19 protein-coding genes, 1 pseudogene and 1 other annotated feature are annotated in these 16,653 nt (G+C 34.3%); of the genes and pseudogenes, 2 read left to right on the forward strand and 18 right to left on the reverse strand.

Annotation, left to right across the window (positions count from 1 at the left end; translation table 11 throughout):
- Positions 1-85 precede the first annotated feature (85 nt).
- Positions 86-889 carry an Rpn family recombination-promoting nuclease/putative transposase gene (locus tag THEBR_RS09910; RefSeq protein ID WP_003867028.1) on the reverse strand — a complete coding sequence of 268 codons (804 nt, stop codon included), beginning with the start codon at positions 887-889 and terminating at the stop codon, positions 86-88.
- 182 nt (positions 890-1,071) lie between these two features.
- Between THEBR_RS09910 and tlp the strand changes: the two genes are divergently transcribed.
- Positions 1,072-1,329, forward strand: a complete 258-nt coding sequence (tlp, locus tag THEBR_RS09915) for a small acid-soluble spore protein Tlp (protein WP_009051883.1) — start codon at positions 1,072-1,074, stop codon at positions 1,327-1,329.
- 14 nt (positions 1,330-1,343) lie between these two features.
- Here the strand turns inward: tlp and THEBR_RS09920 are convergent, their stop codons facing one another.
- The 7 genes from THEBR_RS09920 to THEBR_RS09955 form a co-directional block, all read right to left on the reverse strand.
- On the reverse strand, positions 1,344-2,267 hold the full coding sequence (locus THEBR_RS09920) for a pseudouridine-5'-phosphate glycosidase (RefSeq protein WP_012269679.1): 924 nt from the start codon (positions 2,265-2,267) through the stop codon (positions 1,344-1,346).
- On the reverse strand, positions 2,264-3,367 hold the full coding sequence (locus tag THEBR_RS09925) for a PfkB family carbohydrate kinase (RefSeq protein WP_013570846.1): 1,104 nt from the start codon (positions 3,365-3,367) through the stop codon (positions 2,264-2,266). The genes THEBR_RS09920 and THEBR_RS09925 overlap by 4 nt, the downstream gene beginning before the upstream one ends.
- A gap of 130 nt (positions 3,368-3,497) precedes the next feature.
- Positions 3,498-3,821: an AzlD domain-containing protein gene (locus tag THEBR_RS09930; RefSeq protein ID WP_003869898.1), complete on the reverse strand. Its 324-nt coding sequence runs from the start codon at positions 3,819-3,821 to the stop codon at positions 3,498-3,500.
- Complete coding sequence (locus tag THEBR_RS09935; protein ID WP_012269681.1) at positions 3,803-4,504, reverse strand: AzlC family ABC transporter permease; 702 nt, start codon at positions 4,502-4,504, stop codon at positions 3,803-3,805. Before THEBR_RS09935 ends, THEBR_RS09930 begins: the two co-directional genes overlap by 19 nt.
- Before the next feature lie 64 nt (positions 4,505-4,568).
- Positions 4,569-7,019: a leucine--tRNA ligase gene (leuS, locus tag THEBR_RS09940; protein WP_012269682.1), complete on the reverse strand. Its 2,451-nt coding sequence runs from the start codon at positions 7,017-7,019 to the stop codon at positions 4,569-4,571.
- Positions 7,020-7,078: 59 nt separating this feature from the next.
- Positions 7,079-7,284, reverse strand: a binding site (T-box leader).
- A gap of 66 nt (positions 7,285-7,350) precedes the next feature.
- Positions 7,351-8,103, reverse strand: a complete 753-nt coding sequence (locus tag THEBR_RS09950; RefSeq protein ID WP_012269683.1) for an ABC transporter permease — start codon at positions 8,101-8,103, stop codon at positions 7,351-7,353.
- Entirely contained in the window at positions 8,100-8,825 is a 726-nt protein-coding gene (locus THEBR_RS09955) for an ABC transporter ATP-binding protein (RefSeq protein ID WP_012269684.1), read from the reverse strand. Before THEBR_RS09955 ends, THEBR_RS09950 begins: the two co-directional genes overlap by 4 nt.
- A gap of 234 nt (positions 8,826-9,059) precedes the next feature.
- On the opposite strand from THEBR_RS09955, the gene THEBR_RS09960 reads away from it, so the two are divergent.
- Complete coding sequence (locus THEBR_RS09960; protein ID WP_012269685.1) at positions 9,060-9,548, forward strand: ECF transporter S component; 489 nt, start codon at positions 9,060-9,062, stop codon at positions 9,546-9,548.
- Between the two features lie 41 nt (positions 9,549-9,589).
- On the opposite strand, the gene THEBR_RS09965 is transcribed toward THEBR_RS09960, so the two are convergent.
- The 10 genes and pseudogenes from THEBR_RS09965 to THEBR_RS10005 all read right to left on the reverse strand — a co-directional run bounded on the left by THEBR_RS09965 (position 9,590) and on the right by THEBR_RS10005 (position 16,630).
- Entirely contained in the window at positions 9,590-10,552 is a 963-nt protein-coding gene (locus THEBR_RS09965) for an acyl-CoA dehydratase activase (protein ID WP_012269686.1), read from the reverse strand.
- A gap of 6 nt (positions 10,553-10,558) precedes the next feature.
- A complete protein-coding gene (locus tag THEBR_RS09970) occupies positions 10,559-11,656 on the reverse strand; it encodes an acyl-CoA dehydratase activase-related protein (RefSeq protein ID WP_013570848.1) in 1,098 nt (365 codons plus the stop codon).
- A complete protein-coding gene (locus THEBR_RS09975) occupies positions 11,657-12,640 on the reverse strand; it encodes an acyl-CoA dehydratase activase-related protein (RefSeq protein WP_012269687.1) in 984 nt (327 codons plus the stop codon). It abuts the gene before it with no gap.
- An 86-nt stretch (positions 12,641-12,726) separates the two neighbouring features.
- The gene (locus THEBR_RS09980) at positions 12,727-13,275 is read right to left on the reverse strand and encodes a TetR/AcrR family transcriptional regulator (RefSeq protein WP_012269688.1); all 549 of its coding nucleotides are present in this window, start codon (positions 13,273-13,275) and stop codon (positions 12,727-12,729) included.
- A 56-nt stretch (positions 13,276-13,331) separates the two neighbouring features.
- Entirely contained in the window at positions 13,332-13,541 is a 210-nt protein-coding gene (locus THEBR_RS12855) for a cation transporter dimerization domain-containing protein (RefSeq protein WP_483027416.1), read from the reverse strand.
- A gap of 302 nt (positions 13,542-13,843) precedes the next feature.
- Entirely contained in the window at positions 13,844-14,215 is a 372-nt protein-coding gene (locus THEBR_RS09990; protein ID WP_012269689.1) for a hypothetical protein, read from the reverse strand.
- A gap of 5 nt (positions 14,216-14,220) precedes the next feature.
- A complete protein-coding gene (locus tag THEBR_RS09995) occupies positions 14,221-14,427 on the reverse strand; it encodes a 4Fe-4S dicluster domain-containing protein (protein WP_003869916.1) in 207 nt (68 codons plus the stop codon).
- Between the two features lie 181 nt (positions 14,428-14,608).
- A complete protein-coding gene (locus THEBR_RS10000) occupies positions 14,609-14,896 on the reverse strand; it encodes an ArsR/SmtB family transcription factor (RefSeq protein ID WP_012269691.1) in 288 nt (95 codons plus the stop codon).
- 312 nt (positions 14,897-15,208) lie between these two features.
- Positions 15,209-15,628 (reverse strand): annotated as a pseudogene (locus tag THEBR_RS12815) (HAD family hydrolase).
- Positions 15,629-15,631: 3 nt separating this feature from the next.
- Positions 15,632-16,630, reverse strand: coding sequence for a C-terminal binding protein (locus tag THEBR_RS10005; RefSeq protein WP_012269692.1), 999 nt, complete (start codon positions 16,628-16,630; stop codon positions 15,632-15,634).
- Between the last annotated feature and the right edge of the window lie 23 nt (positions 16,631-16,653).

Raw genomic sequence — 16,653 nt, forward strand, 5'->3', positions numbered from 1 at the left:
TTTTATCTTTACTCGAAGTGCCCACTTAAATTTACACCCCCATTAAAAAAATGAATAAAAATAAAAGCGCCCCAATTTAGCGCTTTCAGTTCATAAGTTTTTTAATTTCTTCTATTGAAAGTTCTGTGATTTTCGCAATCTTATTAATATCCATGCCTTCTTTTAATAATTCTTTTGCAATTCTTAGGCTTTTTTCTTTAGCGCCTTTTTCTAATATCATTTTGTATGCTTCAGATTCTTCAATCCGCAACATTTCCATCACCTCCGTAAAAACTCTCTCTATAACTTCCCTGCTGTAGACTAAGCCTGATAATATCTCTGCCTTAAAAGTTATGTCTTTTTTCTTGTTTATATCTATGGGTATATTTTTTATTGCTTCTACGCACTCTTTAAGATATTTCTCTCCTTCTGTTTTTCTTCTTTCTCTGTCCATTATAGGCAAAAGAGCATATAGATCGTAATAGTCTGTTTTTGTAATGTCTAAAAATTTTATTGTCCCCACATCTATTATTTTATACCTGTAGTCCAAAATATTTTCTTCTCCTAAGTTGTAGTCTAATTTATTCTCCATCCTTAAATCATTTTTGCCCATATATATTACCAATTGATAAGGTGTTAAATTGTACTTTTCCATTATTTCAAGTGAATATCTTAGCATCCTGTACGGCATTTTATCGTCATTGTCTGATTGAAATTCTAAATGTACGGCAATATCTCCCTTTTCCGTAGTACATTTAAGTACTATGTCACTTTGTCTTTTTTCAACTTTTGTAAATTCTATGTTGAGTTCATCTGTTTTAGTATATGTAAGACCTAAAAAATAAGCCGTTATGTCGTCTGCCATATTAGAAAAAATATCTTTAATGGTAATGTCGTATTTTTGTGACATAATATTTCCTTCCTTTCATGGCTACTGTTATTATTATACCACACGATAGTAAGAAAAGAGAGGGTTTACGCTAAAATAATAGCTTCAATTTTCTGCACTTAACAACATCTTTTCCTACAATACATATAAATATTTTTTATGAACAAAATAAATATAAGAAATTTTAAAATTGGGGTGATGTTATGGCAAAGGAAAATGATAAATACACAAAACCTCCAAAGCCGGATGACCGCTCAGACAATGTAGAGAAATTACAACAGATGATACACGATACTATAGAAAATTATAGAGAAGCAGAAGATTACCTAAAATTACACGCAGAAGAACTTTCTCCTGAAGAAATAGAAAGGATTAAGCAGAAAAACAAAAATAGGCTGACAAGTATACAAAACATGAGAGAAGAAATAATAGATGAAGTACACGATAACGACAAAAAGTAGGTATAAGAGGCGGATTACGCCTCTTTATACAATTTATTTAATTCAATGGCAATTTTCGCACCTACATGGGCATTATTTTTGACAAGTTCAATATTAGCTTTTAAGCTTTTACCTTGTGTCAAATCTTTTATTTTATCCAACAAAAAAGGTGTTATTTCTTTACCTTTTATATTGCGTTTTTCTGCCTCATAAAGAGCATCTTCTATAGCTTTATCTATATAAGCTTTATCCAAAGCATATTCTTCTGGAATAGGATTTGCAATCAAAACCCCACCTTTGAGGCCTAAATCCCATTTTGTCTTTATAATTTTTGCAGCCTCTATTTCGTCATCAACTTTATAATCAACTTTAAGTCCGCTTTCTCTTGTATAAAAAGCTGGAAATTCCCAAGTTTTTAACCCTACTACAGGAACCCCAAAGGTTTCAAGGTATTCAAGAGTACGTGGGAGGTCAAGTATTGCCTTTGCACCTGCGCATACAACTGCTACGTCTGTATTTGCAAGTTCTTGTAAATCAGCTGATATATCAAATGTTTGTTCTGCTCCTCTGTGGACACCTCCTATACCTCCTGTAACAAACACTTTTATGCCTGCAAGATTTGCACAAATCATTGTTGCGGAAACTGTAGTCGCTGCACTAAGTCCTTTTGCTAAAACTACGGGTAAATCCCTTCTGCTAGCTTTTAATATTTCTTTTGAAGTTCCCATAAATTCGAGTTCTTCTTCGCTTAAACCAATTTTTATTCTTCCTTTTATAACGGCAATTGTAGCAGGTATAGCTCCATGTTCTCTTACAATATTCTCCAAAGTTTTAGCCGTCTCAATATTTTCCGGATAAGGCATTCCGTGAGATATTATAGTAGATTCAAGTGCAACAACAGGCTTCCTTTCTTCCATTGCTTCTTTAACTTCTTTTGATAAATCAATAAACTTATTCATTTTACAATCTCCTTTACTATATTTTTTAATTGATTTTCATTTAAAAATGGATTTACTGTATAAGGTGAGGATATTGTAAGAGATGCCGCAGCAAGACCAAGTTTTGCCGATACATCCAGAGTATAGCCATTAAAAATACCATAGACCAAGCCAGCCGTCAAAGCATCTCCTGCACCTGTAGCATCAACAATTTCGGCTTGATATGGTTCTATAAATTTTTCAACTTCTTCTGAAGAAATATATACCCCTCTTTCTCCTAAAGTTACTATGACATTTTTGACACCTTTTTGTCTTAAATATTTAACTGCTTTTTTCATATCCTCATCATTTGCTATTTTAACTCCAGATATCGATTCAAGTTCTTCTTTATTTGGAGTTACATAATCGATTTTGTCAAGTACACCTATTAATTTTTTTGCTTTGTCGATGGAAACGGGCTCTGCCACTACAGGAATATTATTATTGTAGCAAAGCTCCACAATATATTTGATGCTGTCTTCAGGAATATTTGTATCAAAAACTACAATCTCACTATTTTTTATAACTTCCATCTTGGACTCAAGATATTGTATATTTAACTCTTCTAAAATGTCCATTCCCGAAAGAGCCACATCCATATCACCAATTGCATTAAGAATGGCAAGATATATACCTGTACGCCTTGTATTTGAAATTACAATCTGTTCAACATTTACCCCTGCTTGCCTTGTCTCCTCAAGAAGCCTTCTTCCTTCATCATCATTACCTACAACGCTCAAAAGTGTAACAGGTAAGCTAAGCTGTGCAAGGTTGTGAGCAATATTTCGTCCTACACCACCAGGTGCTATGTTTATGTGTCCTGGATTTGAAGTATGCTGCTTAAGCTCTGAATAGGGTTTACCTTTTATATCTATATTTGCTCCTCCAACTACAGTAACACCTTTAAAGTCCCTCACTACATAGCCTCTTCCTAATATAAAGCCCTTTTTCATGAGGTTTGCTATGTGCCCTGCAACTGCAGATCTACTAATACCCATAAGCTGTGCTAATTCTTCTTGAGAAATCATTGGATTTTTCTTTATAAATCTCAATATCTCTTTTTCCCTCTGTGTCAATGCCACATTCACACACTCCCAAACAATTATTTGTTTATCAAACATTTGCAAGTATATTATATCACAAAAACGCAAATAAAAAAACTGCTTATTATAAAAAGCAGTAAAAACATTATTATCCAGAAAGCATACCAATCTACTTAATAATATATGATAAAATCACATAGCTAACAATACCAACAACAACAGGTGTAAATAGCTTCCTCGTAAAATATGCAGCTATAAATGTCGGTATTGCTGAAAATAAATATACATTTGATAAATCTAAAAATAATTTTCCATCTTTAATAAAAATTACCGGAAATAAAAGAGCTGAAAGAACTGCTACAGGCACATACTCAAGAAACGACTTTACAGCTTGAGGAAGTTCTATTTTAGTTAAGCCATAAACAGGCATAAATCGCGGAATATATGTCACTAAAAACATTCCAATAACACTTATTATAAATTTCGTACCCATTTGTCAACCAATACCCCCATTCCTGCACCTATTAATGCGGCTACAATGACATTTGTATTTCCCGGTAATACAAACATCAAAGTTATAGACAACAACCCCGAAAAGACACTTATAAAAACTTTTTTATACCCTGATATTTGCATAAGTAGCAAGGCAATGTACATCGCTGGAAGTGCAAAATCAAGCCCTACGTTTATAGAGCCTCCTATCAAAGTTGCTGATACAGCACCTAAAAATGAAGCAAATACCCAGGCAGTATACGAGGTTAAAAATAGTTGGTAGAAATAACCTTCAGTATATTCAGAGTTAGTTTGCAAATCTGTAATCGCAACAGCATATGTCTCATCAGTAATAAAAAAAGATAATATTGGTATATGTTTCCTCGATATGTGTTTCATATACTGCGATAGCGATGTGCTATATAAAAAGTGCCTCAAATTTACTATAAATATTGTAGACACTAGTGTAACAATATTTGTTCCTGCACTAAGCAAACTTATGGCAATAAATTGTGCTGAACCAGCATATACAAAAAGAGACAATGCCACCACTTGTGAAATAGTAAAACCGCTTTTCACACCAACGAGTCCATAAGCAAAGCCTATTGGCAAATATCCTAACACAATAGGTAGTGCACTTTTAACTCCATTTATACTCTTCCTAACATCACCATCTACTATCATAAACCTCACCATCACTAAAAAATATTTATTTTTTTAAAAGCAGGAGTGAGCCTCCTGCCTTTAATTATTTCACAACAATATTTACAAGCCTGTTTTTGACAACTATGACCTTCTTTATCTCTTTTCCATCCACATATGCTTTTACATTTTTATCAGAAAGAGCGAGCTTTTCTATTTCTTCGTCAGTAGCTTTTGAAGGAACTTCAAGTCTCCCCCTTACCTTGCCGTTTACCTGCACAGCTATTTCTACAACATCTCTTTGTAGAGCTTTTTCATCCCACTCAGGCCATTTCTGATTGAAGACAGAATATTCATATCCAAGCTTTTCCCACATTTCTTCAGAAAAGTGAGGAGCAAATGGCGCCAAAAGTTTTATTAAATCTGCCACCACTTCTTCATAAAATTTGATATTTTTAACTTCCACATCTGCCTCGTATTTATAAAGGGCATTTACCAGTTCCATTATCCTCGCTATTGCAGTATTAAACTGAAATCTCTCTGCATCTTCTGTCACACCTTTTATAGCATAATGTCTCACATAGTTTAACTCTTTTTCATCTTTCCCCATATCATCTTTTATTTTTCCAGGATTGTTTCTTGTCTCTATGAATTTATCTATAAATCTCTCCACTCTGTTGACAAACCTTGCAATGGCTTTTATTCCATCATCATTCCATGGCCCACCTTCAGAATAAGCAAATCCAAACATCAGATAGAGTCTAAATACATCAGAACCGTATTCTTTAATGTATTCGTCAGGCGAAATTACATTCCCTTTAGATTTGCTCATTCTGCTGCCATCAGGTCCCAATATTGTGCCTTGATGCACCAAAGATTTAAACGGCTCATCAAAGTCAAGATATCCTAAGTCTCTCAAAGCCTTTGTAACAAACCTTGCGTACAAAAGATGCATTGTCGCGTGCTCTGCTCCACCTACGTACTTGTCAACAGGCAACATTTTATTTATCCATTCTTTATTGAAAGGCTCTTTGTCGTTTTTGTTATCGGGATATCTCAAAAAGTACCACGAAGAATCCACAAAAGTGTCCAACGTATCAGGGTCTCTTAAAGCCTTGCCACCACATTTGGGACAAGTAACGTTCATAAAGCCTTCATGCTTTTTAAGTGGAGATTCACCTGTTGGAGCAAATTCCACATCATAAGGGAGTAACACTGGTAAATCTTCTTCTGGGACAGGGACTATGCCACAGCGTTCACAGTGAATAACAGGTATTGGAGCGCCCCAGTATCTCTGCCTTGAAACAAGCCAATCCCTCAATCTGTAATTTACTTTAAACTCTGCTCTACCTTCTTGTTTTAATTTTTCTACAATTTTTATCCTCGCTTCTTCTGATTTCAAACCTGCAAATTCTCCACTGTCTACAAGCACTCCATACTCATCAAAGGGTAGACTGTCCTCCACATCTCCAATTCCTTTTATCACTCTTTTTATAGGAAGGTTGTATTTTGTTGCAAACTCATAATCTCTTTTATCATGGGCAGGAACAGCCATGACACATCCTGTTCCATATGTTGCAAGGACATAGTCTGCTATCCAAATAGGGAGTTTCTCTCCCGTCAGAGGATGAATTGCGTATGCTCCTGTAAATACCCCTGTCTTTTCTTTTTCAGTAGACAACCTTTCAATCTCACTCTGTTTTCTCGCGTATTCTTTATACTCTTCAACAGCTTGTTTATATTCTTCTGTAGTAATTAAATCTACAATTTCGTGTTCTGGCGCAATAACTACATACGTCGCTCCATACAACGTGTCAGCTCTTGTAGTAAATACCTTAAATGTCAGGTCTTTTCCGGCTACTTTAAATTCTATCTCTGCTCCATCCGACTTTCCAATCCAATTTCTCTGCATTATTTTTGTCTTCTCAGGCCAATCAAGTTCATCCAGTTTTTCAAGGAGTTCTTCTGCATAAGCAGTTATCTTAAAAAACCACTGAGTCAAATCTTTCTTTGTAACTTCAGTGCCGCACCTTTCACATTTCCCATCTATAACTTGTTCGTTTGCAAGAACAGTTTGACAACTGGGACACCAATTCACTGGCGCTTTTTTTCTATAGGCAAGGCCTGCCTCAAAAAGCTTCAAGAAAATCCACTGCGTCCATTTGTAGTATTCCGGTAAGCAAGTTATTACTTCATAGTCCCAATCAAAAGTCGCCCCCATTTCTTTAAGCTGCTTTTCCATCGTCCTTATATTTTCCATGGTGGAATCATAAGGATGTATTCCCGTCTTTATGGCATAGTTTTCTGCAGGAAGTCCAAAAGCGTCAAATCCCATTGGATGAAAAACTTCCCATCCTTGCATTCTTTTCATTCTCGCCCAAGAATCAGTAGGTCCATAATTGTACCAATGTCCTACGTGAAGCTTGGCACCTGAAGGATAAGAAAACATCTCAAGGCAATAAAGCTTTTTATCTACATTTTTAGGATTAAACTTATAAAGTTTTGTCTCTTCCCATCTTTTTTGCCATTTTCTATCAATTTCAACCGAATACGCCATACCCTCCACCTCTGCATTAAATTTTATTATTTTTCTCTATTAAAAAAAGTCTTTCATCTTAAAGAGACGAAAGACTTCACTTCCGCGGTACCACTCTTGTTGGCATACGCCCACTCGAACCTGTAACGGCGGTAACCGTGTATACCTACTAAACTTCGGTATACCTACTCCGTGGCGAGTTTCAGCAGGAGAAGCTACCGTTTTGCACCAACCAACGGCTCTCTGAAAGCTTATCATGCTTACTACTCCACTTCATCGCATTTACAAATAGATTTGTACATTATTTTATTACAAAAGAAAAATAAATGCAATATCCTTTTAAACAATATTATTATAAATCAGACACAAGTTGATGGTACTTAGTAAAAAAGTTTCTATAGGTGAGAAAAGTAACACTAAAGCAAGAAATCGAAACTGTTGATGCCAGCATAAAAGTAACCATTATCTGGTACTTAACTGCATTAATAGGGTCTACCCCTCCTAATATTAAACCAGTCATCATTCCTGGAAGTTGCACGATGCCAAGAGTTTTCATGCTGTCAACTGTAGGAATCATTCCCGTCTTTATCGCTGTCTTTATCACTTTTTGAGCTGCTTGCCTTGAAGTTGCACCAAGTGACAAATACGCCTCTATTTCCTCTGACTTATTTTTTATTTCGTCTTTTAGCCTTGAAACAGCAAGTCCTGAGGCTACCATTGAATTTCCTACTATCATTCCTGATACAGGTATAACTTCCTGGGGTCTAAAATGTATATTTCCAAACAAAATGAGCAGAGAAATTGTAATCGCGGCACTTAAGGCAATTGAAAAAGTGATAAAATAAAAAACATTCGGTATGCCCTTCCCTCTCTTTGAAGCATTATTTCCAGCAACTACTATCATTAAAGCCACCATTGCCAAGGTAAATAAAGCATTATTTGCAGCAAATATGTAGTGTAAAATGTATCCCACTATTGTAAGCTGCACAACTGCTCTTATAGTACCTATAACTATTTCCTTTTCAATCCCCAGCTTTTGGTAATAAGAAACAAAAATTGATATTAGCACAAGACTTGACGCCAATGTCAAAGACAATACACTCATTTAACTTCCTCCTTTAACTTACCTTGTATAAACAATTTTGTAATTTCATTTTGGGGATTTGTAAAAAAATCATAAGTTTTAGCATATTCTATTAATTGCCCTTTGTTAAGCAGTGCTGTGTAATCTCCAATGCGCTTAGCCTGTTCCATGTTGTGAGTTATCCAAATAATCGTCAAATTCATTTTTTCTTTTAGGTTAAATATCAATTTCTCTACTATTTCTGTAAAAGTAGGGTCAAGGGCTGAAGTAGGTTCATCAAGTAAAAGAGCTTCAGGATTATTTGCAAGAGTTCTCGCTATAGAAACTCTTTGCTGTTCCCCTCCTGATAAATTTTTCACATTCCTTGTAGCATACTCACTATTCAATCCTACAATGCTCAAATAATACTCCACATTGACATTTTTTTCGCCTTTAAGCATTGGACCATACTCAATATTCTCTTTTACTGTCCCTTCAAAAAGATGAGGCTGCTGAAAAACCATTCCAACTCTCCTTCTTAAGTCTATCACATCTATTGTTTTAATATCCACATCGTCTATTAAAATACTGCCATGGGTTGGATCTATCAATCGGTTTATCAGTTTAATCAGCGTCGATTTTCCAGCTCCAGAAGGGCCGACAATAGTATGTATTGCTCCACCTTCAAACTTTACAGAAATGTTTTTTAATATCTCTTTTCCAAAACTATTGTAGCTTACCTCTTTAAATTCTATTTTATTCACATAAATCACCTCTATTGTAACAACTGTTACATTTATATTTAAATTGTATCTCTATCTCTCATTAAAGTCAACAAAGCTAAAAATTTCTTTTCAACTTTGATATTTATTTGACATTCTTTTGTTAAAGTAATAAAATATAATTGACAATATGAGGTAATTATTTCCCTATGCTATCCTGAACCGAACATTGCGAGGCGAAGATTCCCAGACAATAAAGGAAAGGAGGCGATTTGAGTGAATGTAAAATTCTTAACAAGAACTGCTATTTTACTCGCCATCACTTTAATATTTCAGTTCTTAAAAATGCCCCAACTTATAACAGGTTCTATCGTTAATGCAATGCTTTTAATCGCAGCTGGAACTGTAGGAATGTGGTCAGGAATTATAATAGGACTTTTAACACCAGTAATTGCATTTTTAGTAGGCATAATGGGATTTCCTTTAATGATTCCTTTCATAATGGTGGGTAATGGGTTATATGTAATGCTTTTTTCAACGCAAAAAAACAAAGTAATAGGAATGATAGTAGGTGCTGTAGTTAAGTTTATATGGTTGGCTTTATCAGTAAAATATATAATACAACTATTCAATGTAAAAGTTCCCTTAAAAATTGTCCAGGCTTTTACCTTCCCACAGCTTATAACAGCACTCATGGGAGGTATTGTTGCACTCATAATAACAGCATTTCTCCAAAACTACTTTAAAACAGCAAAAGAAGGATAACAAAAAATAAGGGGAGAAAATGCTCCCCTTGTTTGCTTCAATTATATAACAGAGTTTGACCATCTGCCACATCTATCTCCTGTCATCGCTATTACTTTGCCGTTTGCTTTAATTTGTATTATTTCACATTCGTTAGGACAAGCTTTGCAAATAAAGCTCGTCGTTTCAAACTTCTCCTCTGAAACCTCAAACCCTTTAAATTTAGTAGAATTGCCTGTCCGTTTCATTTCATCTTTTGCCAACATCGCTATTCCTATTGCTCCCATGATGTCATAATACTTTGGCACAATTACCTCATGTCCTACTTCTTCTTCAAATGCCTTTTTTATCGCAATATTTGCCGCCACACCGCCTTGGAATACAAAAACTGGCTTCAATTTTCTTCCTCTTACAAGATTGTTCATATAATTTCTCACTAAGGCCTTAGAAAGACCTTTTAATATTTCAGCTTTACTAAAGCCGTATTGTTGTTTTGATATCATGTCAGATTCAGCAAAAACTGTACATCTACCTGCAATTCTCACATCACGCTTTGCAGTCAGTGCAATTTCACCAAATTCTTCAATCTTTATACCCAGTCTTTGTGCCTGATGGTCAAGAAATGACCCTGTACCAGCAGCACAAACCGTATTCATAGCAAAGTCAGCTATCGTACCATCATTTATAATAATAAGTTTTGAGTCCTGTCCGCCAATTTCAAAAATAGTACTAACATCTGGATGAAAGTGTAATGTAGCAGTAGCGTGGGCTGTAATCTCATTTTTTATTACATCTGCACCAAGAACGTATCCAAGAAGCTGTCTGCCACTTCCCGTTACTCCAACACCACCTATTTCTTTAGTTGCTAACTCATTGTGTAATTTGGCTAGTTCATCCTTTACAGTATCAATTGGTTGCCCAACATTTCTTACGTACGAATTGAATAATACCTCATTATTTTCATCAATTGCTACAACCTTTATACTTACTGACCCTACATCAACACCAATATATATTTTCTCCACTTTTGTCTACCTCGCTATCCTTTTTCTGTGTTTTTTTAGTTTTATTACATCTAAAAAAGCTTCTATTCTCGTTAATACATTGGCAATAGCCATTTGTTCATCTACAGAAAGTGACAAAATTGGATAGTCATATTCTCTCATTATTTTATCTATCACACTTTGAGAAACAAGTTCTGGTAAACATCCAAAAGGTTTCAAGTGAATGACTCCATCAAATCCTCTTTCCATAAAATCAATTATTGCACCTACAGACTGTTTTGCATGCCCACCAATTATTATCTCTATGTATTTCTCACCTTTTTTCAATATTTGATGTTCTTTCTCTTTGTAAGAAGGCAAAGGTATTAAATTAAAATCAATCCATTCGGAAATGTAATGAGACCTTTCCACTTCTGCGCCATAAGCATTTAAAACTTCTTCTATATTACCATTTATTGAAGGCTCCATCACAACATATATTTCTCCTACTATTCCAATCTTTATTTTTTCTTCTTCCGGTACTTCACAAATCTTTATACTATTTAACCTCTCGATCGCCTTTTTTTCTACCCTTTTTACATCTTCAGAAGATTCTATTTTCCTGTACTCTTCTGTAATCTCATGCCATGCCTTAGTAAACTCTCCCTTATTACACTCATAAGCTCTCTTGGTCTCTATGATTTTCTCTACTTTATCCATCGATTTTGCCATGTCATATACAGTTTTTACAGTTTTAATAACCCGTCGCCATGAATTATTTCCTTTTATCTTTTTTACATTGTCCATAAAAGTCTTTAAATCTCTCTTGGGCTCATCAAATATTATAAATTCGACATCATATCCCATATTTTTAAGTATTTTTTTCTGAGCCTCTCCATAATACCCAGCCCTGCAGGGGCCATTCCCACCAGAAGTCACTATAGTATCCGCTCCTAATTCTAAAGCCTCAAGATAAGTTCCTAAAATAACCTTTAAAGGAAAACAAGCAAATTCAGGACTATATTTTACCCCATAATCTACAGTTTTTTGTGAAGGCTTCGGGGGAGTTATCACTTCATGCCCTAATAATGTAAAAAGTTTTTCATACATATAAGGAGAACCCATATAAGGAAATGTTATCTTCACTTAAATCACGCCTTCCACAGATTTTTCAGCTTTATATTTTTTAATCCTTATGAGGTCCGTAAATGCCTCAACTCGTGTAATTACGTGACTTTCACCAGTTTGTTCGTCAATTCTTAAAGTCATAAAAGGTTTTTTATGTTTTTCAGAATCTATAGTTAAAAAAGGCTCAAGAATTGAATCAGGACCGCATCCAAAGGCAGTAATATGAATAATGCCGTCAATGTCATCTCTTTCCATAAACTCATAAGCCGTACCTAAGAGCATATTGCTAAACTCCCAAAACATATTTTTTTTAAATTTTTTCAATTGACGTTGTATTATCTTTTCTTCCATCATATCAAAAGTCACAACTTTTATGTTGAGCTTGCGAAAAACATTAAGCAAGTCCATATTGACAAATCTATCATAAACATTATATACATAACCAATTAGACCTATTGTAATATCGCCATCATATTTTTTTGGTTCATCACTCGTCAAAAGCTCATTTATATCATATCCTTGCCTATTCAAAGTTCTAAACTCAAGCCATTTGTCTCGTGCTTTCTTTAAAGCATTTTTTAAATCTTTTCTACTCACACCCAATTTATCGATAAAAACTGTGTAATTGTGAAACTCTGATATGTCAGTACTTTTTGACACTATGTTATGAGTCAAAATTTTATTCTCAATGCCATCAAAAAGACCTTTTATCATGTCAGGCAACCCCATAAATTTAGGGCACATAAATATACCTTTCCTTAAGCTTACAAACCTAGGAATATATATGTAATCAACACTCTTATCCAGCAAATTTAAAACATGTCCTGTATATACCTTCATAGGTACACATATTTCCGCAACTGCTTCTTTTACCCCTATGTCTAAAATACTTTTTGAAGTATCGTCAGAGGTGACCACTTCAAAACCAAGGCTTTCGAAAAGAGTTTTCCAGAATGGATAATAAAAATAATACATTAAAGCTTTTGGAATACCTATTTTCATTATTTGCTCTCCTCTCCTCCAAGTACATCATATATCATATTTTACACTACTTCAATCACTTTTTTCTATTGCTTTTACAAAAATTTCTATGCTTTTTTAACAAATTCTCTATCGCTAAAGCCAATTAGCTTGTTACCATAGGAGGCATTCATTAAAACAAAACCGAAATTCAATGATATAAAAGCAAAGGCTAAAAGTTCAAAATCATCAGTATTTAATAATCCCTTCTCATACATTTTTTCAAAATACTTTATCAAAACTTCTTTAAAGCCTTTTGGAATCCTGATCAGATATTCTTTTACCTCTTCAAAAATCTCTGGACTTCTCAATCCTATCATGATTTTCGCTTTTTCTTCTGTAAAATTTTTATGATATTCATGAGCCAACATGAATAGGTCTTCTTTTAAATCCCATGTACATTTGTCTAATATTCTTTCATTTACAGGCTTTAATAATTCCAGCTCTTTTAATGCATAAAGCACTATATCTTTTTTGCTTCCAAAACATCTAAAAATTGTAACTTCATTTACTCCTGCCTCTTCTGCAATATTTCTTGTAGTTGTAGACTTATATCCTTTTTCAGAAATTAGTTTTAAAGTAGACATAACTATCTTTTCCTTCACCGAATCGCCCATTAAAACACCTCACAATATGTATGCAAGTAATTGCTTGCATACATATTATAACATATTTAAAAGCAAAACAAAAATGAGATCAGTCCAACATTCTCACAACATTCATATTCCATCTGCAAGGTAACATGATGTATATTAAAAGTTCCCTCAAGGATAGTTCTAATCTGCTCCATTATTGTCTCTGCCTGGCTCAATTTGATATCATCTCTTGTGTTAACATGACATTCAAAATGTATATCTTTATCATTAGTCTGCCAGACATGCACATGGTGTATAATTTTTTACCCCTGGAAGTTTTTCAATTTCCTTTTTTATGGCATCAAGATTTATATCATTAGGAGTTTTTAGCATTAATATTCCTATTGTTTCATTTATTATTTCAAAGCTTTCTTTTAGTTTTAATTTGCTATAGCATTACAATATGCATGCAAGTATAATCATTTCGTGCAAAATAGCAATAATAAAATAATCTAATTATTCAGTAATACCATAAAAGTATAACTTCGATTACCGCTAAATATTTATTAGTTTTAGCAGTAATCGAAGTTTCACCTTTTGTTAAAGTAATTTATTTTTTAGATTCTTCTCTTTGAGAAACAGCCTTTTTGATTTCATTTATAACCTGCTCTGTATTCATGTTTCTTATTTCGATTCCAATATGCTTATCTCTTGGAAAACCTACATCGTCAAAAGCATCTCTGTACATTTTTCTTTGCATTGTAGGGTCACAAGCAGCAACATAAAGTTCGTCTATTTGTGCTCCCCTTAATAGTTCCCTTAAATACCTGTCCCCATCATCAGCACAAAGTTGAGGATGTAATCCTACCCACTCAAAAATGCCCTCTCTTCTTAAAGTATTTAAAACTTCAAATTTGCCCATTTGTTGAAATGATGGACACGTGCCTTGGCATACGCATAAAAGTAATCCTTTTTTACTCATAAAAATTACCTCCTATCTCCAAAATATGTTATAGCTTCATTATCACAAACTTTTGAGCATCCACGGCAAAATTCCACACAATTGTCTGGATTTACAACATCCGGATACCCATCGTCACCGATGGTATAAACGTCGTGTGGACAAAAGTTCACACATTGATAGCACTGAATGCATTTATCTTTATCTATTATAGGATACCAATTCTTTGCCACATATTTCACCTCCTCTCCAGCGTTTAAAGCTCTTTCAATATATCAGCTATCCTTCCATTTACAAATAAAAGCTCATTAATTTAAACCAAGATGATTCTTTGATGCAAAAGCAATTATCATTTATATTAATCTCCTATTATATTACTATATTCGAATATTCAAATATAGTAAGTAAAAAAATTTATTTTGTAACAAGAAAGATATTTTTCACTTCCTCAATAATGTTTATGATATTTTCATCTGTTAAAGAATAAAAAATTATAGTACCTTCTCTTCTCGTTTTTACCATTTCATTTGCTCTTAATACCATTAAATGCCTTGATACATGGGATTGGTCTAAATTTAGTGCTGCCATCATCTGACATACGCACATTTCTTTTTTGCTTAAAAGCTCTATTATTTTTATCCTCGTAGGATGTGATAATGCTTTAAAGTACTCGGCAGCTTTATTATATACGTCAGCTTCCACTTTTTTTTCACCCTTTCATATAAATTATATTCGATTTTTCAAATATAGTCAAGTTAATTTTTTGTCAAGATAGTATCAAGATACTGTAGGATAATTTTTAGCGACAACCCTCTTTTATCCATCTCGCTCCATCTCCTGCTATGTATATCCTCTTTTATTATCTTGTCTAATATTTTCTGATATTACTTCTAAGTCCTCTTTGTATATTCTTGAAAATTTTTCTTCTCCTAACGAGCTTTTAGAATGCATGCTTCCTTTAGTAAGCTAATTGAAGGTTTATCTAAACCGTAAATACGTGGCAATCCGAACTACCTAACACAAATATCCCATGGACTCCGCCTTTGATAAGAAAATCAACAAGAGTTCTAAGCCAAAGTAATTTAAAGCTTTGACAGTATTAGCCTTGTTTTTGGATGTAACAATGGCTAATCTATAACCCAAGCTTTTTAACTGAAACAAAACGTCTTTAACTCCCGGATATTCCTTAATTAGCTTATTGTGAAGACGATTATAAATGTCGTAATAAATTTGACAGGCTTCGTCTACTTGATCCGGAACTAATTTTTGTCAAATATCTTTTAAGGGCCGTCCCAATTCCCTCATTATTTCAGGAATTGAAACGGCTACTCCAAGTTTTTCAATAAAAGTATAGCGGTAGCATTCTTCAATTAGCGGAAGCGTATTGACTAAAGTTCCATCAAGATCAAATAGTATTAGTTTCCAACTTTTAATTTTCTACTCCTTGCGCTCTTTTAACTGTAATTTTTCTTTTACTTCTTTATTTACTAAATACTTTGGCCAGTAGCCCAGCAACACATCAGCAACACCCTGCGCAGCTTTAGTCCTTAATTCAGCCTCGGATTCTTCAGAATACCAGGCAACGTGGGGAGTAATAATCACATTATCCATTTTTAAAAGAGGATTATCACTTGGGGTCGGTTCTTGTTCAAGCACATCCAAACCTGCTCCGGCAATGCGTTTTTCTTGTAACGCCTTTATTAATGCTTTCTCATCAATCACTGGTCCTCTTGCTGTGTTGATTATAAAAGCACTCGGCTTCATCAAACCAATTTCCGTTTCTCCAATCAAATGATACGTCTTCTCGGTTAAAGGTGCATGCACAGAAACAAAATCGGACTTAGACATTAATTCTTCTAAACCCACTAAAGTTGCACCATATGGTTCTACATCTTCTTGGGTAATGTAAGGATCATACACTAAAATATCAAAACCAAATGGCCTTGCTTTTTCGGCTAAGGTTCTGGGAATACGTCCAAAACCTACTAGTCCTAAAACTTTGCCCCTCAGACGGTAAATAGGTTTGCTTATCTTAAAATCCCATGTACCCGCTTTCACTGCATTATTCATTAAAACTACTTTACGCGCACAGCCCAACAATAAGGCCAAGGCATGGTCAGAAACTTCATCCATACAATAATCCGGAACATTAACAACACAAATACCTCTCGCCGTAGCAGCTTTTATATCAATAGTATCAACTCCAATACCATAACGAGCAATTACTTTGCATTTATCTAAAGCCTCAATAACACGTCGGGTAATTTTTGCATATTGATTAATTAATCCATCCGCATCCTTACAAGCCAAAATTAATTCCTCTTCAGTTTTGCACTGGGCAGGCACTAAGGTAATGCCAGCCTTGCTTAAAACTTCCTCTTCATACTTGAGGTTTGCATATTCAAAATCGGTAACTACAACTTTTAATTGACTCATATTACATCACCTCTTTAAGATTT

This window comes from Thermoanaerobacter brockii subsp. finnii Ako-1 (genome assembly GCF_000175295.2).
GTDB lineage: Bacteria > Bacillota > Thermoanaerobacteria > Thermoanaerobacterales > Thermoanaerobacteraceae > Thermoanaerobacter > Thermoanaerobacter pseudethanolicus.